Origin of the sequence: Subdoligranulum variabile, from assembly GCF_025152575.1 — a bacterium.
GTDB lineage: Bacteria > Bacillota > Clostridia > Oscillospirales > Ruminococcaceae > Gemmiger > Gemmiger variabilis.
Map to the genome: position 1 here is coordinate 1,974,476 of NZ_CP102293.1, position 19,453 is coordinate 1,993,928.

At 65.9% G+C, this 19,453-nt stretch carries 17 protein-coding genes; 16 read left to right on the forward strand and 1 reads right to left on the reverse strand.

Annotation, left to right across the window (positions count from 1 at the left end):
- The first annotated feature begins 201 nt into the window (after positions 1-201).
- From NQ490_RS09340 to NQ490_RS09410, 14 genes are all read left to right on the forward strand, one after another.
- Positions 202-501: a hypothetical protein gene (locus tag NQ490_RS09340; protein ID WP_259951173.1), complete on the forward strand. Its 300-nt coding sequence runs from the start codon at positions 202-204 to the stop codon at positions 499-501.
- 100 nt (positions 502-601) lie between these two features.
- Positions 602-1,588 (forward strand): metal ABC transporter substrate-binding protein, encoded by a 987-nt coding sequence (locus NQ490_RS09345; RefSeq protein WP_007045483.1) that lies wholly within the window; start codon positions 602-604, stop codon positions 1,586-1,588.
- Positions 1,588-2,295, forward strand: coding sequence for a metal ABC transporter ATP-binding protein (locus NQ490_RS09350; RefSeq protein ID WP_007045484.1), 708 nt, complete (start codon positions 1,588-1,590; stop codon positions 2,293-2,295). Before NQ490_RS09345 ends, NQ490_RS09350 begins: the two co-directional genes overlap by 1 nt.
- A complete protein-coding gene (locus NQ490_RS09355; RefSeq protein WP_007045485.1) occupies positions 2,292-3,131 on the forward strand; it encodes a metal ABC transporter permease in 840 nt (279 codons plus the stop codon). Before NQ490_RS09350 ends, NQ490_RS09355 begins: the two co-directional genes overlap by 4 nt.
- The gene (locus NQ490_RS09360; protein ID WP_259951176.1) at positions 3,128-3,634 is read left to right on the forward strand and encodes a hypothetical protein; all 507 of its coding nucleotides are present in this window, start codon (positions 3,128-3,130) and stop codon (positions 3,632-3,634) included. Before NQ490_RS09355 ends, NQ490_RS09360 begins: the two co-directional genes overlap by 4 nt.
- Positions 3,635-3,794: 160 nt before the next feature.
- Positions 3,795-5,615 carry a GAF domain-containing protein gene (locus NQ490_RS15380; RefSeq protein WP_265799333.1) on the forward strand — a complete coding sequence of 607 codons (1,821 nt, stop codon included), beginning with the start codon at positions 3,795-3,797 and terminating at the stop codon, positions 5,613-5,615.
- The gene (locus NQ490_RS09375) at positions 5,612-6,529 is read left to right on the forward strand and encodes a hypothetical protein (protein WP_007045490.1); all 918 of its coding nucleotides are present in this window, start codon (positions 5,612-5,614) and stop codon (positions 6,527-6,529) included. Before NQ490_RS15380 ends, NQ490_RS09375 begins: the two co-directional genes overlap by 4 nt.
- Positions 6,526-8,388, forward strand: coding sequence for a DUF2194 domain-containing protein (locus NQ490_RS09380; protein ID WP_007045491.1), 1,863 nt, complete (start codon positions 6,526-6,528; stop codon positions 8,386-8,388). Before NQ490_RS09375 ends, NQ490_RS09380 begins: the two co-directional genes overlap by 4 nt.
- Positions 8,385-9,833 (forward strand): GT4 family glycosyltransferase PelF, encoded by a 1,449-nt coding sequence (gene pelF / locus NQ490_RS09385; protein ID WP_007045492.1) that lies wholly within the window; start codon positions 8,385-8,387, stop codon positions 9,831-9,833. The genes NQ490_RS09380 and pelF overlap by 4 nt, the downstream gene beginning before the upstream one ends.
- Positions 9,809-11,290: an exopolysaccharide Pel transporter PelG gene (gene pelG, locus NQ490_RS09390; RefSeq protein WP_007045493.1), complete on the forward strand. Its 1,482-nt coding sequence runs from the start codon at positions 9,809-9,811 to the stop codon at positions 11,288-11,290. The genes pelF and pelG overlap by 25 nt, the downstream gene beginning before the upstream one ends.
- Positions 11,271-13,022 carry a CotH kinase family protein gene (locus tag NQ490_RS09395; RefSeq protein ID WP_007045494.1) on the forward strand — a complete coding sequence of 584 codons (1,752 nt, stop codon included), beginning with the start codon at positions 11,271-11,273 and terminating at the stop codon, positions 13,020-13,022. The genes pelG and NQ490_RS09395 overlap by 20 nt, the downstream gene beginning before the upstream one ends.
- Positions 13,019-13,717, forward strand: coding sequence for a polyphosphate polymerase domain-containing protein (locus tag NQ490_RS09400; protein ID WP_007045495.1), 699 nt, complete (start codon positions 13,019-13,021; stop codon positions 13,715-13,717). Before NQ490_RS09395 ends, NQ490_RS09400 begins: the two co-directional genes overlap by 4 nt.
- A gap of 31 nt (positions 13,718-13,748) precedes the next feature.
- Complete coding sequence (locus NQ490_RS09405; RefSeq protein ID WP_040917357.1) at positions 13,749-14,420, forward strand: DUF4956 domain-containing protein; 672 nt, start codon at positions 13,749-13,751, stop codon at positions 14,418-14,420.
- Complete coding sequence (locus NQ490_RS09410; RefSeq protein WP_007045497.1) at positions 14,420-15,802, forward strand: DUF4832 domain-containing protein; 1,383 nt, start codon at positions 14,420-14,422, stop codon at positions 15,800-15,802. The genes NQ490_RS09405 and NQ490_RS09410 overlap by 1 nt, the downstream gene beginning before the upstream one ends.
- Positions 15,803-15,851: 49 nt before the next feature.
- Here the strand turns inward: NQ490_RS09410 and NQ490_RS09415 are convergent, their stop codons facing one another.
- A complete protein-coding gene (locus tag NQ490_RS09415; protein WP_050764654.1) occupies positions 15,852-16,547 on the reverse strand; it encodes a YczE/YyaS/YitT family protein in 696 nt (231 codons plus the stop codon).
- Positions 16,548-16,978: 431 nt separating this feature from the next.
- Between NQ490_RS09415 and NQ490_RS09420 the strand changes: the two genes are divergently transcribed.
- Together NQ490_RS09420 and NQ490_RS09425 are read left to right on the forward strand one after the other, a co-directional pair.
- Complete coding sequence (locus NQ490_RS09420) at positions 16,979-17,329, forward strand: helix-turn-helix domain-containing protein (protein ID WP_007045499.1); 351 nt, start codon at positions 16,979-16,981, stop codon at positions 17,327-17,329.
- 194 nt (positions 17,330-17,523) lie between these two features.
- Positions 17,524-19,425: a glycogen synthase gene (locus NQ490_RS09425; protein WP_259951179.1), complete on the forward strand. Its 1,902-nt coding sequence runs from the start codon at positions 17,524-17,526 to the stop codon at positions 19,423-19,425.
- Positions 19,426-19,453 lie beyond the last annotated feature (28 nt).

Genomic DNA, 19,453 nt, shown 5'->3' on the forward strand with positions numbered 1-19,453 from the left:
CTTACTTTTGTAGCCTTGTTCCACATAAACCGTCTGGCGGTATTTAACTGATTAACAAAATTGTAAGGGGCTGTGGTTGGAACCTTTCGTGAACCATCTTGTGGTAGGAGCCGCCAACCAATCCACAGCATCCCTTACAGTGTAGCACAGCCCTTGGAGAGGGGCTCTAATAACTACTACTCTATAATACAAGGAGCCGCCATGCATTCCATCCGCCGCCGACTGACCGCCTGGGCGTTCTGCGTCCTGCTGGCAGCGGGCCTTCTGGTCTCGGCCTGGTTCCTGGTGCGGGAGGTCCGCCATACCTGCACAGGGGCGGATTGCCCTGTTTGTGCCTGCCTGCGGGAGGCGGCCCGGCAGCTGCGAGCCGGGTCCCGGCCGGCCGCTGCCGCGGCGGCTGCCCTGGCTGCTGCTTTTGCGGCCGTTCGGGTGCTGGGCGGCGGCACCCGCTGCCTGCCCGCGGCCACGCTGGTGGCCCGCAAGGTCCGGCTGGACAATTGAATTTTCCTCCGTGAAGGGACGCAGTGCGCCGTCAGGCGCGCCGGGCCCCTGGTTTTTTGTACCCTTTTTTGTCATCTGACCCATACCGGAGGAAATTCCTATGAAAAAAATCCTTTCTGTTCTGTTGTCCGCCGCACTGCTGGCGGGCTGTTCCGCCCCGGCGGTGCCCCAGGCGTCCCCTGAATCCGCCCACAAACTGCGGGTGGTCGCCACCATCTTCCCGGTGTACGACTGGGTGCGGGAGGTGGCCGGCCCCGACGCTGCCAACCTGGACCTGACCCTGCTGCTGGACGGCAGCACCGACCTGCACAGCTACCAGCCCTCGGCCCAGGATGTGGCGGCCATCGCGGGGTGCGACCTCTTTGTCTATGTGGGCGGCGCCTCGGACGCCTGGGTGGCCGACGCGCTGCAGGAATCCCCCAACCCTGACCGCCAGGTGGTGAACCTGATGGAGCTGCTGGGCAGCCGGGTCTATGAGGAGGAAACCGTGGAGGGCATGGAACCTGAGGACCATGACGACCACGACCACGGGGAAGAGGAGACCGACGAGCATATCTGGACCTCGCTGCAGAACGCCGCAGAGCTGTCGGCGGCCCTGGGCGATGCGCTGGGCGAGCTGGACCCGGCCAACGCCGCCCGCTACACCGAAAACGCCGCGGCCTACGGGGAGAAGCTGACCGCCCTGGACGGCGACTATGCCGCCGCGGTGGAAGCGGCTCCCGTGAAGACGCTGCTCTTCGGGGACCGGTTTCCCTTCCGCTATCTGGTGGAGGACTACGGTCTTGCCTATTACGCGGCCTTCCCGGGCTGCTCCGCCGAGACGGAAGCCAGCTTCGAGACGGTGGCCTTCCTGGCGGGCAAGGCGGCGGAACTGGACCTGCCCGCCGTGCTGACCATCGAGGGCTCTGACCAGAAGATCGCCCGGACCATCGTGGAAAACGCCGGGGGCGACCGGGCCATCCTGACGCTGGATGCCATGCAGGGGACCTCGTCGGCGGACATTGCCGCGGGCACCACCTACCTTTCGGTGATGGAGCAGAACCTGACGGTGCTGCGGCAGGCGCTGGGCGCCGGGGAGGAGGCCTGATGGCACAGATCACCGGCGAAAACCTGACCCTGGGCTACGATGGCAAAGCGGTGCTGCGGGACCTGAACTTTACGGTGGAAGCGGGGGATTACCTCTGCATCGTGGGGGAGAACGGCAGCGGCAAGACCACCCTGATGAAGACGCTGCTGGGGCTGCAGCCGCCGCTGGCGGGGCGCATCCGGTTCGGGGAGGGCCTCACCCGCAAGGACATCGGCTACCTGCCCCAGCAGACCGAGGTGCAGCGGGATTTCCCGGCCCTGGTGCGGGAGATCGTCTGCTCCGGGTTTCAGGGGCGGTGCGGCCTGCGCCCCTTTTACACCAAAGAAGAAAAGGCCGAAGCCCTCCGCATGCTGGAAAAGGTGGGGGCGGCGGACCTGGCCGGGCGGTGCTACCGGGAACTTTCCGGCGGGCAGCAGCAGCGGGTGCTGCTGGCCCGGGCCCTCTGCGCGGCCCGCAAAGCCCTGCTGCTGGACGAACCGGTCACCGGCCTGGACCCGGAGGCTGCCGCCACCCTGTATGACCTTGTGGACCGCCTCCACGCCGAAGGGGTCACCATCCTCATGATCACCCACGATGTGGGCCCGGCGCTGCGGTCGGCCACCCGCATCCTGCAGATCGGCGGCACCGTCTTCTGCGGCAGCCGCCAGGACTACCTGCAGAGCGAAGCGGGCCGCCGCTTCGCCCGCCCGGAAGGAGGCCCCGCATGATCGCCACCCTGCAATATTACTGGACCTTCCCCTTTGTGCGGTACGCCCTCATCGTGGGGGTGCTCATCGCCCTGTGCTCCTCGCTGTTCGGCGTCACCCTGGTGCTCAAGCGGTTCTCCTACCTGGGGGACGGCCTCTCCCACGTGGCTTTCGGCGCCATGTCGGTGGCCACCGTGCTGCGCCTGGCCGATTCCATGCTGCTGGTGCTGCCGGTGACCGTCCTCTGCGCCGTGCTGCTGCTGCGGGGCGGCCAGAACGCCAAGATCCGCGGCGACGCCGCCGTGGGCATGCTCTCGGTGAGCACCCTGGCCCTGGGCTATCTGGTGGTGAACCTTTTCTCTGCCACCCCCAACCTGGCGGGGGATGTCTGCAGCACCCTCTTTGGCTCCACCTCCATCCTCACCCTCACCGAGGCCGAGGTCTGGCTCTGCGCCGGGCTGGCCGTGGTGGTCGTGGCACTCTTCGTGCTGCTCTACCATAAGATCTTCGCCGTCACCTTCGACGAAGCCTTCGCCCGGGCCTGTGGCATGGGCGCGGCCCGGTGGCAGCTGCTGCTGGCCGTCATCATCGCCGTCATCATCGTGCTGGCCATGTACCTGGTGGGCTCGCTGCTCATCTCGGCTCTTATCATCTTCCCGGCCCTGGCCGCCATGCGGGTCTGCCGCAGCTTTCTGGGGGTGACCCTCTGCGCGGCGGTCTTCTCGGTGGTCTGCGCGGCGGGGGGCATCGTCACGGCCATCCTGGCCGGTACGCCGGTGGGGGCGACCATCGTGGCAGTGGATCTGGCGGGCTTCGGTCTCTTCTGGCTGGCCGGCGCTTTGCGGGGGGCCTCATGAGCCGCCGTCTGGCGGCCCTGGCCGCCCTGAGCCTGCTGCTCACCGCCTGCGCCCCCGCCCCGGACCCGGTCCCCGCCGCCACGCCGGTTCCCACCGCCGCGCCTGCCCCTGCACCGGCCCCCACGGCAACGCCTGCGCCCACGGCCACCCCGGACCCCGACGGCATCGACGTGGACCTGACCACCCTCTCCTCCACCATGGTCTTTGCCGAGGTGTCGGCCATGGTTCGCACACCGGAGGACTATCTGGGCAAGACCGTGCGGATGCAGGGCCCGCTCATGGCCTATGAGGCCAACCCCGCCCTGGGCGTGGACTACTTTTATACGGTGGTGATCCAGGATGCCACCGCCTGCTGCCAGACCGGCTTGGAATTCGTATGGGACGGCGGCACCCTGCCCGAGACCGGCACCGAACTGCTGGTCACCGGCACCTTTGAAGAATATGACTGCGGCGGCCTGCCCAGCTACCATGTGGTGGCCCGGTCGGTGGAATCCCTTTCCTGACAGCGCTCCCTTCCCTTTACGGGAAGGGGGCTTTTTTTGTTGGTTCGGGTTGCTTTCCCGCCGCCGGTTTTCTATTTCGGCAGATTTTTCATTCCCCAGGCAGTACAGTGTAAATACATTTGCGGCAGCCGCCGCAGCACGCAGGTAAGGAGACGAGCGGATGAAGGTACTGTTTGCGGGGCCGTGGGATCTGGCGGGCAAGGCCACAGCGGAATATTTCTGGCGGGAAGGCCACGAGGTCTGCTGGCTGACGGCGGAGGAAAACCGAAGCTTATGGGACGCTAAATGCAAGGGGGCGGTATGCCGGGGGGAAAGCACCCCGGCGCAGATCCTGGCCTTTTTGCGGCGGCACCATATCGAGGCGGTGATTCTGCTCACCGCGGGCCTGCGGGAGGGCGGCGATCTCTGCCCCGAAGAACACCCCGGACGGCTGACCGCTCTGCTGGAGGCCCTGCGGGAGTATCCGGTGCAGAGTTTTGTCTGTCTGTCCTCGGTGGAGCTGGCCTGGCAGGGGCCGCTGACCCCCCGGCTGGCAGCGCTGGCGGCGGTGGAACTGCGCTGCCGGGCGGCCCGGGACCACGACGGTCTGCCGCTGCTGGTGCTGCGGATGGGCTGGCTCTACGGCCGGGCGGCGCCCGAGGAGATGGGGGTCACCGGGGCGGCGCTGCAGGCCATCCGGGAGGGGCAGTCTGTCCCGAGCCCCTACGGCCCAGACGACTGCATCGACGCCCTGGCGGCCTCCGACGCGGCGGCGGCCATCTACCGTCTGGTATTACATACACAGACCGGCCGGTATCTGCTGGTCACGGGACATCCCTTGTCCCTGCAGACCTATTACGGCTGCCTGGAGCGGGCGGCGGGCGCCCCGGCGCAGATCGAATGGACCCGGGCGCGCCATACGATGGACGCCGCCCGGTACTCCGCCGCCCCTTTGAAAGAGGCCACCGGCTGGGTGCCCTACACCCTGCTGGAGGAGGAGGGCTGGCAGCTGCTGCGGGACGCCCCGCAGCCCCGGCCCCGGCAGCAGGCTCCGGCCCCGAAGCGGCGGTGGAACAGGCTCTCCCCGGCGCTGCGCAGCGCCGCCGAGACGCTGGTGCTCTTCGGCATCACGCTGGGGCTGCTGCGCTTTTCCAGGGATGTATCCGACCTCAAATATGTGGACATCCGGCTGATGTTCGTGGCCGTGGTGGCCAGCTGCTACGGCAGCGGCATGGGGCTGGCGGCGGTGGGCCTGGCGTCGCTGTCCTACCTGTACAGCCTGGCGGTGTCCTATGTGGACATCAGCTACCTGCTCTACAGCGTGGACACCTGGGTGCCCTTTGTGATCTACGCCGTTACCGGTTCGGTGCTGGGGTACCTCACGGGCCGCCGCCGGGACGAGATGGCGGCGCTGCGGCGGAAAAACGACCTGCTGGCGGAAAAATTCCACCAGCTGCAGGCGGTGCAGGGGGAGACCCTGGAGATCAAGAGCCGGCTGCAGCAGCGCATCACGGCGGAGCGGCACAGCTTTGCGGATCTCTACCGCATCGTCCGGGAACTGGACCGGCTGGACCCGCCCCGGATCCTGGAACACACGGTGGGCATTGTGGAAGACCTGCTGCAGTGCGATCACGTGGTGGTCTACCGCATGACCCCCGACGGCCGCAGTGCGTCGCTGGCGGCCTGTTCCCCCGCCATGGAGACCCGGGCCCCCGCCGTGCCCGACGGCGGCAAGCTGGCGGCACTGTGTACCGTGCTGGCCCGGCAGCCGGTCTTTGCCAACACCGAGCTGACCCCCGGCCGGCCCGATCTGGCGGCGGCCATCCGCTGCGACGGACGGCTGTACGGCCTGGTGGCGGCCTATGAGCTGGGGCCCGACCGGTTCACCACCTACTACCGGGATCTGCTCAAGGTGGTGGTGGGCCTCATCGAGCGGGATCTGGTGCGGGCGCTGGAGGTGCCCCGTTCCGAGCGGCCGCTGGCCCGGGAGGCGGCGCTGTGACGCCGTGGTTCTGGGGGCTGGCAGGGGGCCTGTACCTGCTGTTCAGCCTGCTGGATGCCTGGGTGACGGCGCGGCAGGCGGGCAGCCTCCAGAAAGGGGCTTTCTGCCTGGTGCTCTGCCTGGCCTTGCCGGGGGCGGGGCCGCTGCTGCTCTGGTTCTGGGACGGCCGGGCCCGGACTGCCGCGCCCTGGGACTATCATGAATTGTACCGCGGGGGCGAATTCTGCCCCGACGATCTGGGCCGGCTGCAGAAGCCGGACCTGTATGCCGAGACCGACCGCGTGCCCATGGAGGAGGCGCTGGAGGTGTCCGACCGGAGCTACCGCCGCCGGATGGTCATGGGGCTGCTGGATGTGGAGGATCCGCTGGTCTATCTGCCGGCGCTGCGCCGCGCCCTGGCCAACGAGGACGGCGAGACCTCCCACTATGCCAGCGTGGCCATCATGGAGCTGCGGCGCAAACTCCAGCAGCAGCTGGACGAGGCGGAAGCCCGGTGGCGCCGGGCACCCCGGGACGCCGGAGCCTGTGCGGCGTGGGAGGACCTGCTCTACCGGGTGCTGGAGACCGATCTGTTTGACCCGGAGGTACGGCGCCGCCTGCAGGGCCGCTATACCGCGCTCACCGACCGGATGCTGCGGGCGGAGCGTCCCTCCGAGACCTGCCTGCACCACGGCATCCGCCAGGCCCTGGGCCAGAAAAACATCGCCCGGGCCCAGCGGCTGTGCAGCCGGTATCTGACCCTCTACCCCGGCAGTGAGCAGGCGGTGCGGGACCAGATGGAGGTCTGCGTGCAGGCCAAAAACGGGGCGGGGCTGCAGGCCTTTCTGGCCGGTCTGCGCCGCCGCCCGGTGCTGCTGACGGCGCCCACCCTGGCCTGGGTCCGGGCTTTCAGAAAAGAGGAAGAAACACCGTGAAGAGAGATCGCACCAAACTGACGGCCCTGCTGTGGCTCTGCGTGGCCTTTGCCGTGGTCATCCTGATCAGCAACAGCGGCATGACGCTGTCGGGGCTGGCGCTGCAGCCTGCCTCGGCGGTGGCGCTGCAGGAGGCCCCCAGCGCTGAACCGCTGGAGATCACCGAAGATACCGCACCCCGGGCGCTGGTATTCTACAGTCCCGGGCGGTCCGACTCGGAATCCTGCGAGGAAAACATCCGCATTGCCCTGGACCATCTGCGCATCCAGGGGGAATCCCTGCCCCTGGCCCAGGCCACCGGCGTGAACTATGCCGACTATGACCTGGTGATCCTGGCCACGGCCTACTGGGAGGAGGAACTGCCCGAGTCCGCCGCCCGGCTCCTGGACTATGTGGAGCAGGGCGGCAGGCTGCTGCTGACCTCGGTGCCGGAATCGGTGGGGGCGCAGTTCAACGTGAGTTACCGCCGTCTGGGCATTGTGGATTTCGGGGATTACCTGGACTACGATACCGTCACCTTTGCCCGGGACCTGCTGCCGGGGCTGACGGGGCAGGCCTTTACGGGGGAGGAGTTCACCGACGTGGCGCTGTCCGTCACGCTGGAGACCGGCGCCCGGGTCTACGCCTGGGCCAGCGACGCCCGGGACCGCCGCACGCCGCTGATCTGGTCCTACGACTGCGGGCAGGGCCGGGTGGCGGTCTTCAACGGCACGTCGGGCAGCGGGGATTTCTGGCGGGGCATCCTGGCGGGCTGCATCAACACCCTGTGGGACACCGTGCTCTACCCGGTGATCAACGCCCTGTGCCTTTTCATCGACGATTTCCCCTCGCCCCAGTATGAGAGCGAGAGCGACGTGGTGCGGGAGGAGTACAACCGTTCGGCCAAGGAATTCTACCGGGACATCTGGTGGCCCGATATGCTGCAGATCGCCAACGTCTACGGGGATGTGTACACCGGGCTGTTTGTGGCCACCTACAACGACGAGACTGACCCTGCCCGGCAGAGCGACACAACGTCGGCCACCGAGCAGTATTTCGGCAACAGCCTGTTGAAAAACGGCTTCGAGATGGGGGCCCACGGCTACAACCACCAGCCGCTGACCCTGGCGGGGGGCACCCCGGAGGAGCTGGACTATCGTCCCTGGGCGTCGGAGGAAGATATGGTCACCTCGCTGCAGACGCTGCGGGATATCACGGCCCGGCTCTTCCCGGCGGTGACGCTGCGCAGCTATGTGCCGCCCTCCAACTACCTCAGCGAGGAAGGCCGCCGCGCCGTGGTGCAGGCCCTGCCCGACCTGGGGGTGATCTCGGGCATCTACACCGACGAAGGGGAGGAGGGCCAGGTCTATGTGCAGGACTTCGCCGTGGCGGAGGACGGCATCGCCGAATTCCCCCGGGTGACCTCCGGCATGGCCCCCAGCGATTTTGAGCGGCTGTCCGCCTACAGTGCCCTGGGCCTGTACGGGGCCTTCTCCCACTTTATCCACCCCGACGACATCTTTGACGCCGAGCGGGGCGGCGGCCAGACCTGGGAGGAACTCTACCGCAGCTACTGCACCTTTATGGGGGAGATCCATACGGCCTGTCCCTGGCTGCGCTCCCTGTCGGCGGCCCAGGCCGGCGACGCCCTGCGCATCTGCGACGGCGCACAGCCCCACCTGGTCATCACCGGGGAGTCGGTGCAGGGCAGCATTGAAAACTTTCTCGGGCCGGTGAGTTTTTACCTCAAGACCGACCGTACCCCCAAGGCGGCGGACGACGCCTGTACCATCCGGCGCATCAGTCCGGGGACGGGGGAAGGGTACTACCTGGTCACGGCAACAGAGCCCAATTTTACCATAAGGCTGGTGACGGCATGAAAATCTGTCTGATCGTGGAGGGGTGCTACCCCTATGTGGTGGGCGGGGTGTCTGCCTGGGTGCAGATGCTCCTCCGGCAGATGCCGGAGCACCAGTTCCTCCTTGTTTCCATCGGGGCGCAGCGCCGCCAGCGGGGACAGTTCCGCTACGAGATCCCCGCCAATGTGACCGAACTGCGGGAATATTTCCTGGACGAACCCCTGGGGCGGGAACCCGGGGCTTCCGGCCGGCCTCTGTCCGCCGCCGCCCGGCAGGCGCTGCTGGATCTGGTCCAAGGCACCGCCCCGGACTGGCCCCGCCTCTTTGAGGCCTTCGGCGGTGAACAGCCCCGCCCGGTGGAGGAGTTCCTCATGTCGGAGGATTTTCTCGCCCTGGCCCGGGGCCTGGCGGAAACCACCGGCCGCAACACCCCTTTCAAGGACCTGTTCTGGACGCTGCGCTCCATGCTGCTGCCGGCGCTGGAACTGCTGCGCTGCCCGGTACCCGAAGCGGACGTCTACCATGCGGTGGCCACCGGCTACGCGGGGCTGCTGGGGGCCAAGTTCAGCTACTTCGCCCACAAGCCTCTGCTGCTGACCGAACACGGCATCTATACCCGGGAACGGGAGGAGGAGATCCTCAAGGCCGATTGGGTGCCGGGATATTTCAAACCCACCTGGATCGGCTACTTCCGGGCGCTGAGCCAGGCGGCCTACCGCCAGGCGCGGACCATCGTGTCGCTGTTTCAGGGGGCGCGGGAACTGCAGATCGGCCTGGGTGCCGACGAGCGCAAATGCCGGGTCATCCCCAACGGCATCGACATCAGCCGGTTTGCGGCCATTCCGCCCCTGGACCCGGCACCCCATCCCCTCCATCTGGGGGCGGTGCTGCGCATCGTGCCCATCAAGGACGTCAAGACGATGATCTACAGTTTCCACCGTGTCAAGGCGGCGCGGCCCGACGCCACGCTGGACCTCATCGGTCCCTATGACGAGGACCCCGCCTACTACCAGGAATGCAGGGACCTGATCCGCCGGCTGGGCTGCCGGGACATCCGCTTCGTGGGCCGGGCCGATGTGACCGATTGGCTGCCCAAGCTGGACCTTCTGCTGCTCACCAGCATCTCGGAGGGGCAGCCCTTTGTGCTGCTGGAGGCCATGGCGGCCCGCCGTCCGGTGGTGGCCACCAACGTGGGCGCCTGCCGGGAGATCATCGAGGGGGCGGAGGACGGCCTCGGCCCGGCGGGGTGGGTGGTGCCGGTCATGAGCCCGGCGGCCATCGCCCAGGGCATACTGGAGATCAGCCGCACCCCGGCCACCCTGCGCGCCCTGGCGGAGAACGGCTATCGCCGGGTGGTGCGGTATTATCAGGATAAGGATTTTCTTTCGGCTTACCGGGCACTCTACCGGGAAGCCGTACAGACACAGGAGGTGAGAGAACCGTGGCAGGCATCGGCTTTGAACTGAAAAAGGTCTTCCGGGGCGGCGGCGTCTTTGCGGTGCTGCGGGGCTATTCCCTCACCGCTGTGGTCACCGAGGGCCCCATGGTGCTCATGATCGTGCTGCTCTTCACCCTGCAGCGGCTGCTGGCGGACAGCGGGGCTGCCTACCGGGTGCGGGAACAGTTCCTCTTTTTCATGACCTACGCCATGATCTTCTCGCTGATTCTGGCCGACACCGTGCTGCTCTTTTTCGACCGGTTCATCTCGGACTGCATCTACGGCCGCCGTCTGGAGGATGTGCTCCCCGCCTTCTGCGGGCTGGTCTTCTTCCTGCTGCTGGCGGGCGCTCCCGCCGCGGCGATCTACCTGCATACCCTGCCGGTGAGCGGCAGCGTGCGGATGGCCGCCGGACTGCTCTTCTGCGTGCTGCTCATCCTCTGGGTGCAGATGAGCTGTCTGTCCGCCGTCAAGCGGTACGGGTATCTGCTGCTGGGCTTCGTGGCGGGCACCGTCACGGCGCTGGTGCTGGCCTGGGCTTTTCTGCGGGGCGGCATGGACCCGCTGGCGGCGGCGCTGTGGGGCACCGCCCTGGGATTCTTGGTGCTGCTCTTCCTCTATATGGGGCAGCTGCTGGCCTGCTACCCCGCGGGCAGCTGGAATCTGCTGGTCTTTTTCCCGGCGCTGCAGCGCTATCCGGGGCTGCTGCTCACCGGACTGCTGCTGGGCCTGGGACTGTACGGCCACAACTTCGTCTTCTGGGCCAGCGATGCCCGGGTCCGGGTGTTTCCCACCGGGGTCTGCTGCGCCCGGTACGATGTGCCCGCCTTTTTCGCCACCCTGACCATCCTGCCCATGCTGGTGCAGTTCGTGGTGGGGCTGGAGACCCGCTTCGCCCGGCGGCACCGGGCCTATTTTGACGCCATCCTCTACGGCGGCCGTCTGGAGGACATCCGCGCCGCCAAGCAGGAGATGGAGACCGCCCTCTACGCCGAACTGGCCCACATGCTGCAGCTGCAGTTCATCGTGGCGGTGGCGTCGGTGGCGTTTCTGGGCAATTTCCTCCAGACGGCGGGCCTGGACGAGACGATGGCCGGTACCTTCCGGCTGCTCTGCTTCGGCTACTGCCTGTACGGGCTGGTCAAGTGCGGCATCGTGGTGCTGCTCTACTTCGACGACCGCGCCGGGGCCTGCCGGGCGGCGGGACTCTTCGCGGCGCTGAGCGCGGCAGCCTCCCTGGTGACGCTGGCCACCGGCCCCGACACCTGGGGTGCCGGGTTCCTGGCGGCGGGGGCGGTCACCGGCTTCTGGGTACTGCGGCGGCTGCGGCGGTATCTGGGGGAGCTGGAATACCATGTGTTCTGCGAGCAGCCCCTTTTTGAGGAACCCCGGGACGGCGTGCTCTGCCGCGCCGAGGAACATCTGGCCCGGGCCGACCGGGCTTTTGCACAAAGGAGGCATCCCCGTGAAAAATATCGGGAATAAAATCGAGATCGCCCTGTTTGTGGTGCTGGCGGCCGCGGCAGTGGGGGTGGCGTTCTGGCGGCAGCCCGCCGCCCCGGAGGAGAGCATCCTCCTGCCGGAACCGGAGGCCACCGCCACGCCGGAAACGGGCCGGGACATCAACACGGTGGGCATGGCGGAGAACAAGACTATCTACAGCGAGGACGACCCCGAAAGCCTTGTGTATTTCTACGTGACGGTGCAGCGGGGGGATGCGGGCTCGGACACCGACCATTCCTTTGCGGAGGTGAACAGCGCCGTCCGCTTTGCGGAGGACAGCCACGTGGACAACGACATCTATGCCCGGGCCATCGTGCAGGTGGGGGACGCCGACGGCCCCCGGCCCGGCATGCTGGGCTACGACGCCACCGCCAGCAACGCCACCATCCGGGTGCGGGGAAATTCATCCTCGGTGCGGCCCCAGAAGTCCTACAAGCTGGACCTGGACGACGAGGCGGGGCTGTGGCGGGGGCAGAGCAACATCGCCCTGAACAAACATACCTTTGACGCCACCCGGCTGCGCAACAAGCTCTACTTTGACCTGCTGCGCCCGGTGGAGGACATTTCCAGCCTGCGCACCCAGTTCGTGCGGCTCTACATCAAGGACGAGACGGCGGGGGAGACCACCTTCACCGACTACGGGCTGTTCACTCAGGCGGAGGTGCCCACCAAAAAATACCTGGCCAACCACGGCCTGGATTCCGAGGGGTATCTCTACAAGGCCATCAGCTTCAACTTCGAGATGTCGGAGGGGCTGAAGAACTTCGACGACCCGGCCTTTGACCAGACCGCCTTTGAGAAGATCCTGAGCTGCAAGGGACGGCAGGACAACCAGAAGCTCATCGACCTGGTGAATCTCATCGCCGACCGCACGGTGGACATCAACACCATCGTGGGGGACTACATCGACCGGGACAACTACCTGACCTGGCTGGCCTACAACATCCTGTTGGGCAACAGCGACACCACGGTGCAGAACTTCTATCTCTACAGCCCGCTGAACAGCCAGAAGTGGTTTTTCATCCCCTGGGACGGGGACAACTGCCTCCACTGGCAGGAGGACGACATCGAAGGGCTGACGGCCAGCTACGGCGGCTGGGAGCACGGGGTGGCCAACTACTGGGGGGTGCTGCTGCACCAGCGGTTCCTGAAGGACGCCGACAACCGGGCCGCCCTGGCCGCCAGGGTGGACGAGCTCCACGAGACCATCAACGGGGAGACCGTCAGCGCGCTGGCGGAGCAGTACGACGGGGTGGTGCGGCCCTATGTCCTTTCCATGCCGGATTTTTACTACCTGGGCAACACGGCGGCGGAGCGGGAGACCATCCTGGCGGGGCTGGGCGACCAGGTGGAGCTGGCCTACCGGCAGTTTTACAACAGCCTGCACGAGCTGATGCCCTTCTTTATGTATGTGCCGGAGCAGGAAAACGGCACGGTGCGCTTTGTGTGGGAGGACGCCTACGACTTCGACAACCAGCCCATCACCTACCGGTTGCGGGTGGCGGCCACGCCGGACTTCGCCAGCCCGGCGGTGGATGTGGCGGGGCTGGACAGCACCGCGTACGAGGTGCCGTCGGCCCAGCTCCCGGCGGGGACCTGGTACTATGAGGTCACCGCCTCCACCCAGGACGGCCGCACGGCTCCCGCCATGAACAAGATCCAGGTCAGCGACGTCTACTATCCCGGCGTGGACCGGGTGGAGGTGACCGGATGATCCCCGCCTACCGCCACGAGCTGAAGTACCTGGTCAGTCAGGCCGAGTACCGTCAGCTCCGGACCGTGCTGCACTCGCTGCTGGGGCAGGACGCTCACGCCGGACCGGAGGGCGTCTACCACATCCGCAGCCTCTACCTGGACGACCTCTACCACACGGCCTACCGCCAGAAGATGGCCGGGGTGGAAGTGCGCAAAAAATACCGGGTGCGCATCTACGACTGCCGCACCGGGCATATCGCCCTGGAATGCAAGTACAAAAACGGCGCCTACATCCATAAGGAGGCCGTCCCCCTCACCGAGGCGGAGTACGGTGCCTTCTGCGGGGGCAGTCTGGGCTTTCTTTTGCAGAAAGACCAGCCGCTGGCCCGGCAGTTCTATGTGGAGGCCCGGGCCAACCTCATCCGGCCCTGCGTCATCGTGGCCTACGACCGGGAGGCCTTCGTCAACGACGTGGGCACCGTGCGCATCACCTTCGACAAGGCCCTCACGGCCATGGACCCCCGGCAGGATCTCTTCGACCCCGCCGCTGCCGGCTACCACGTGCTGCCCCCGGACCAGATGATTCTGGAAGTCAAGTTTACCGGCATTCTGCCGGAGTATATTCAAAGTATCTTTCGCGCGTACTCCTTTGTCAGGACGTCGGCCTCCAAGTTCTGCCTCTGTGCGGACCGGGTCCGGCATGTCCTGCGGTGAGCGCCGCGCCGAGCAGGAGGAATCTTTCGTTATGACCTTTCAAGATCTGTTCAAAAAATCCGCCCTGGAACTCTTCCCCAACCAGATCGAACCGCTGACCCTCATCCTCACGCTGGTCATCGCCTTTCTTGTGGGCATGGGCATCTTTGCCGTCTACCGTCGCTGCTTCATCGGGGTGGTCTACGACCATGCCCTCAACCTCTCCCTGGTCATCATGACGCTGCTGGTGGCCGTCATCATCGTCACCATCAGCACCAACATCACCCTCTCCCTGGGCATGGTGGGCGCCCTGAGCATCGTGCGCTACCGCACCGCCGTCAAGAACCCCCTTGACCTGATGTTCCTCTTCTGGGCCATCACCTCGGGCATCGCCATCGGCGCCCAGTACTACTACATAGCTCTCGTGGCCTGGATCGTCGTCACCCTGGCGCTGGTCTTCCTCAAACGGATCAAGGGCAGCGCCGGCACCTATGTGCTCATCGTCACCTACCGCTCCGACCCGGCGGTGGAGGAGGCCGTCCGCCGGTGCCTGCATGCCCAGCCCGGCAAGTTCCGCTCCAAGGTGGTCAAGGGCGGTACCACCGAACTGACCATGGAACTCTACCTGAAAACCGACAACCTGAACATCACCCAGCCGGTGCAGAACATCGACGGGGTGCAGGATGTGACGCTGGTGGAGTACCGCGGCAACCTGGAGGCCTGATGCAGGCCCGCCGATGGCTGCCGCTGCTGCTGTTGGGACTGGCGCTGGCGGCGGTGTCCCTGCTGCGGCTGCGCATCCCGCTGGCAACGGCACAGATCGACCCCTCGGACAAGCCGGTGACCAACCCCATGAAAGGGCTGGCCGCCTGGGGGGAGAACTACCGCCAGGACCCCTATGTGGCCTTCGCCTACGTGCCGGTGTCCTGGAGTGAGCTGGAGCCCCGGCAGGGGGAATACGACTTTGCGGCGCTGGAGGCGCGCTGCCAGTTTGCCCGGTGGCGGGCCGACGGGGTGCGGCTGATCCTGCGGCTGGTCTGCGACACCCCCACCGGGGAACGGCATATGGACATTCCTCAGTGGCTCTACGACGCCATGGACGGCGCCGGCACCTGGTACGACGGGGCCTACGGCCAGGGCTTCAGCCCCGATTATGAGAACGAGGTCTTCCGCCAGGCGCACCGGGAACTGATCGCCGCCCTGGGGCAGCGCTATGCCGATGACCCCCAGCTGGCCTTTGTGGAGCTGGGCAGCCTGGGCCACTGGGGCGAATGGCATCTGGACACCGAGGCAGGGCTGCCGTCCTTTCCCACCCAGGAGGTCACCGACGGCTATGTGCAGGATTACCTGGACGCCTTTGCGCCGGAACAGCTGCTGCTGCGCCGCCCCTATACCATCGGCCGGGACCAAGGGCTGGGGCTGTACAACGATTCCTTCGGCCTGCCGGACTCCCACCGGGAATGGCTCTCCTGGATCGCCGACGGCTACCGGTCCGACCAGAACGGGGAATGGCTGCCCGGCATGCCGGACTTCTGGCGGTTCGCGCCCTCGGGGGGCGAATTCTCCCCCGAAGAGGCGGACGGCTGGTACTTCACCGATGCACAGTTCCCCACTACGCTGGCCCTGCTGGAAGAAAGCCACACCACCTTTCTGGGACCCAACGCCCCGGCATACGGGGCGCTTTCCGGCACCGAGGCGGCCAACCTCCGCACCCTGGTGGCCGGGATGGGCTACACCCTGGGGGTGCGGCAGTGTACGGTGTGGCGCACGGCGTTTTCCCGCACGCTGCAGGCGGAACTCACCTGGGAGAATACCGGCCTGGCACCCCTCTACGGTGACTGGCCCGTCGCGCTGGAACTGCGGGACGGGACGGGGCAGACCGTCTGGTCGGGCCGCACCGGGGTGCCCTTCTCCGACTGGGGACCGGGACGGCACACCGTGCGGATCTCGCTGCCGGGGGCGGGGGCCCTGCCCGGCGGAGACTACAGCTTCTGGGTAGGCATCGTGGACCCACTCACTGACGCCCCCGGCGTGGCCCTGCAGATGCAGACGCCCCGGGACGGGATGCTCTACCGGGCAGCGGGGTTTTCCCTGCCGGGGTCCTGACAGAAAAAGCCGGTCGACCGAAAGGCCGACCGGCTTTTGTTGTGTGGGGTTATTCCACTTCCAGACCGTGCATGAAGCGGTGCAGGGCGGGCTTGAGGGGATCGTACAGACCCAGGATCTTGCCCACGCCGAAGGCGGCGATGACGGTGCCCTCCCGGATGCCGTGGAACTGGCGGAAGTAGGCCAGGGAGATGGCCAGGGCGATGAGGGAGACCGTGCAGTCAAAGCACATCTTGATGACGGGCAGGGGCTTGTCCAGCTTGTGGGCGATGACCTGCATGATGCCCTCGCCGGGCAGAGAGATCAGGTTGGGTGCCAGGTAGAAGAGGATGCCCAGGGCGATGAGCACCATGCTGATGGCCAGGTAGAGCAGCCGCACGCCGTAGACCACGGCGGGGGCGAAGGTCATCCGGGCCGGGTCCGGCAGGAAGAGGCCGGCCAGGAAGTTGGTGAAGTCGGTGAAGTAGCCGAACAGGGTGGTGCAGATCAGCTGCAGGATGCGCCAGGGCTGGAAATCGCGGCCCAGGATGACGAACTGGATCAGGATGTATGCCGAGAAAATGATGATGATCCAGGTGCCCATGGACAGGGAGGCGAAGATCTCGCTGAGGACGTAGGGGATGGAGTTCACCGGGGACATGCCCAGGTCGGCGGTGCCGGAGAAGGACACCCCCAGGGCCATGATGAAGAGGCCCATGCAGTAGACGAGGACACACTTTGCCATTTTGATGCTTTTTTCTTTCATTCTTGCCTTTCCTTTCCCGTGGGGTATGCGCACTTCCGGCAGCCGGTGGGATCCCTCTGCCGTCCCTTCCTCCCGCTGCAGCAAGGCAGAGGGAAAGACCGCCGGTGGGGAAAACGGCCGGTACAGCCGTATGCTCATCGGCGGCCTTTGCGCAAGAGAAAGGAAGCCTGTTTTCACAGGCTTCCTTTCGGCAGAAATCCGCAATGTGGTGAAAAGCGGGCGCGCCGCCGGACCCTTTCCCCGGCCCGGCCACACCCGAAGCTGCTGTCTGCATACCAATAGTAAGCATTCAATCAATAACAATGCTTATTATAAGCAGGCAGATGGATTCTGTCAAGCAAAATTGCACAGATGTCCCGAAGTTGCGCCATAGTTGGTAGCGCAACCGGCCCTTTTCCGGTATACTGGAGGCAGAAAAGGAGGCGTACAGAATGTTCATAGCAACCTTGTGGGGCATTTTCAACCTGGCAGCGCTGGTGGGGATCACGGCGGTGCTGGGGTATCTGGTGTATCTGCTGATCCGGGCGCTGCGCAAATACCTGGCCACGGCGCCGGTCCGGCAGGAGAAGGCCCGGCAGGCCAGAACGCTGGGGGAGGTGCTGCGGCAGCACCGCACCGACTGCAGGATGACCCAGGAGTTCGTGGCGGAATCCCTGGGGGTCAGCCGGCAGGCGGTCTCCAAGTGGGAGAGCGGAAAGTCCGACCCCAGCACCACCAACCTCATGGCGCTGGCCCGGCTCTACGGCCTGCCGCCGGAGGAGCTGCTGCGGGAAGCGGAGTAAAGGCGCGGGGATAAAAAGCCGAAATGCGGGGGAAGCCTGCGGTTTCGATTGAAATTTCAACGGAAATATGTTAGGATTTCTGTATAGGCTCATGGGATGGTGGACCCGTCCCGGGGCCGGACACGGCGGGCGCGGGCCCTGCAGGGGCGCGCGGCGCGGTGCCAGTGAACGAGCAATCGAAAGGAAGAGAACCTATGGCACGGAAACAACCCGCATCCACCAAGAAGCAGCCGGCCAGGACGGCACCCGCGGCGAAGAAGGAGCAGGCGGCCACCCCGGCCGCGAAGCCCGCTGCCGCCCAGGCGGAAGCCCCGGACAAGGCGGCCAAGCCGGCGGCGAAAACGCCCGAACCGGTCAAGGCAGCCCCGGCGGCTGTCCAGGCGGAGCCCACTGCCAAAGCGGCGCCCAAACCGGCGGCCAAGGCAGAAACGCCCGCCGCGGAGCGCACCGCTCCGGCGGCCAAACCCGCAGCAAAGAAAGCGGAGAAGCCCGCGGCAAAGAAGGCGGCCAAGCCCGCCGCGAAAAAGAGCAAGCCCGCGGTGAAGAAACCCGCCCCGACCCCCGTGGAGGAGGCCCCGGCGCCTGTGGAAGAACCGGCCCGGCCGGAGGAGGAACCCACCATGGAACAGTATTACGATACCCCCCGCAGAAGCATTGCGTTCATCGGATCGGAATGCCATCCCTTTGTGAAGACCGGCGGCCTGGGCGACGTGATGTACGCCCTGCCCCGTGAGCTGGTGAAGCAGAACTGTGACGTCCGGGTGATTCTGCCCCGGTACGCCTGCATCCCGCAGCAGTACCAGGACAAGATGGTCTACCGCGGCGAATTTTACATGGATCTGGGCCTGACGGGCCGCAGCTATTACGTGGGCATCATGGAGTATGTCTGGGACGGTGTGGTCTACGACTTCATCGACAACCAGGAGTTCTTCTCCTCGGGCAATCCCTACATCAGCCTGGTGGACGACATTCCCAAGTACTGCTACTTCAGCAAGGCGGCGCTGGCGGCGCTGAACTACCTGAACTGGATCCCCGATATCATCCACTGCCATGACTGGCAGGCGGCACTGGTGCCGGTGTATCTGCGCACCATGTTCCAGGGCACGCCGGTGGGCCACGCCAAGACGGTGCTGACCATCCACAACCTGCGGTTCCAGGGCATCTACAACATCCCCACGCTGAAATACTGGACTGGCCTGCCCGACGAAGTGTTCAACATGGGCGCGCTGAAGCAGGGCTACGAGGACGCCAACATGCTCAAGGGCGGCCTGGCCTACGCCGACCGCATCACCACGGTGAGCGGCACCTACGCCTGGGAAATCCAGACCCCCGAGTACGGCGAAAAGCTGGAAGACCATCTGCGCTACCACAGCTACAAGCTGCGGGGCATCGTCAACGGCATCGACTACGGCATGTGGAACCCCGCCACCGACCCGGCCCTGGCCGTCAACTACGACATCACCAACGTGCTGGACCACAAGTGGCAGAACAAGCTGGCGCTGCAGCAGGAACTGGGTCTGGTGCAGGACCAGGGCAAGTTTGTCATCGGCCTGATCTCCCGCCTGACCAACCAGAAGGGCCTGGACCTGGTGAACGCCATCGTCCCCGAACTCATGGACGGCAACACCCAGGTCATCGTGCTGGGCACCGGCGACAAGCAGTACGAGGACACCTTCCGCTACTACGAGGACGCCTACCGCGGCATGTTCAGCGCCTGCATCCAGTATGACGAGTCCCGCGCCCACCGCATCTATGCGGGCGCCGACGCCCTGCTGGTGCCCTCCCGGTTTGAGCCCTGCGGCCTGACCCAGCTCAACGCCATGCACTACGGCACCCTGCCCATCGTGCGGGAGACCGGCGGCCTGAAGGACACCGTGGAACCCTACAACATCTTCACCGGCGACGGCAACGGCTTCACCTTTGACCGCTACGATGCGGGTCTGCTGCTGGACGCCGTCAACCGCGCCAAGACCGAGTACTTCGTCAACCGGTATCACTGGGACGAGGTGGTCCAGCGGGATATGGCCAAGGATGTTTCCTGGCAGAACTCCGCCCGTCAGTACAAGGACCTCTATCTGGAACTGACGCCGTGGTAATCCGCCGCTGCGCGTAACAAAGACAAGA

Bases quoted from the DNA above. Each gene is read 5' to 3' on its own strand.
- NQ490_RS09340 (WP_259951173.1), top strand. From the start codon at position 202: ATGCATTCCATCCGCCGCCGACTGACCGCCTGGGCGTTCTGCGTCCTG.
- NQ490_RS09345 (WP_007045483.1), top strand. From the start codon at position 602: ATGAAAAAAATCCTTTCTGTTCTGTTGTCCGCCGCACTGCTGGCGGGC.
- NQ490_RS09350 (WP_007045484.1), top strand. From the start codon at position 1,588: ATGGCACAGATCACCGGCGAAAACCTGACCCTGGGCTACGATGGCAAA.
- NQ490_RS09355 (WP_007045485.1), top strand. From the start codon at position 2,292: ATGATCGCCACCCTGCAATATTACTGGACCTTCCCCTTTGTGCGGTAC.
- NQ490_RS09360 (WP_259951176.1), top strand. From the start codon at position 3,128: ATGAGCCGCCGTCTGGCGGCCCTGGCCGCCCTGAGCCTGCTGCTCACC.
- NQ490_RS15380 (WP_265799333.1), top strand. From the start codon at position 3,795: ATGAAGGTACTGTTTGCGGGGCCGTGGGATCTGGCGGGCAAGGCCACA.
- pelF (WP_007045492.1), top strand. From the start codon at position 8,385: ATGAAAATCTGTCTGATCGTGGAGGGGTGCTACCCCTATGTGGTGGGC.
- NQ490_RS09400 (WP_007045495.1), top strand. From the start codon at position 13,019: ATGATCCCCGCCTACCGCCACGAGCTGAAGTACCTGGTCAGTCAGGCC.
- NQ490_RS09405 (WP_040917357.1), top strand. From the start codon at position 13,749: ATGACCTTTCAAGATCTGTTCAAAAAATCCGCCCTGGAACTCTTCCCC.
- NQ490_RS09410 (WP_007045497.1), top strand. From the start codon at position 14,420: ATGCAGGCCCGCCGATGGCTGCCGCTGCTGCTGTTGGGACTGGCGCTG.
- NQ490_RS09415 (WP_050764654.1), bottom strand. From the start codon at position 16,547: ATGAAAGAAAAAAGCATCAAAATGGCAAAGTGTGTCCTCGTCTACTGC.
- NQ490_RS09420 (WP_007045499.1), top strand. From the start codon at position 16,979: ATGTTCATAGCAACCTTGTGGGGCATTTTCAACCTGGCAGCGCTGGTG.
- NQ490_RS09425 (WP_259951179.1), top strand. From the start codon at position 17,524: ATGGCACGGAAACAACCCGCATCCACCAAGAAGCAGCCGGCCAGGACG.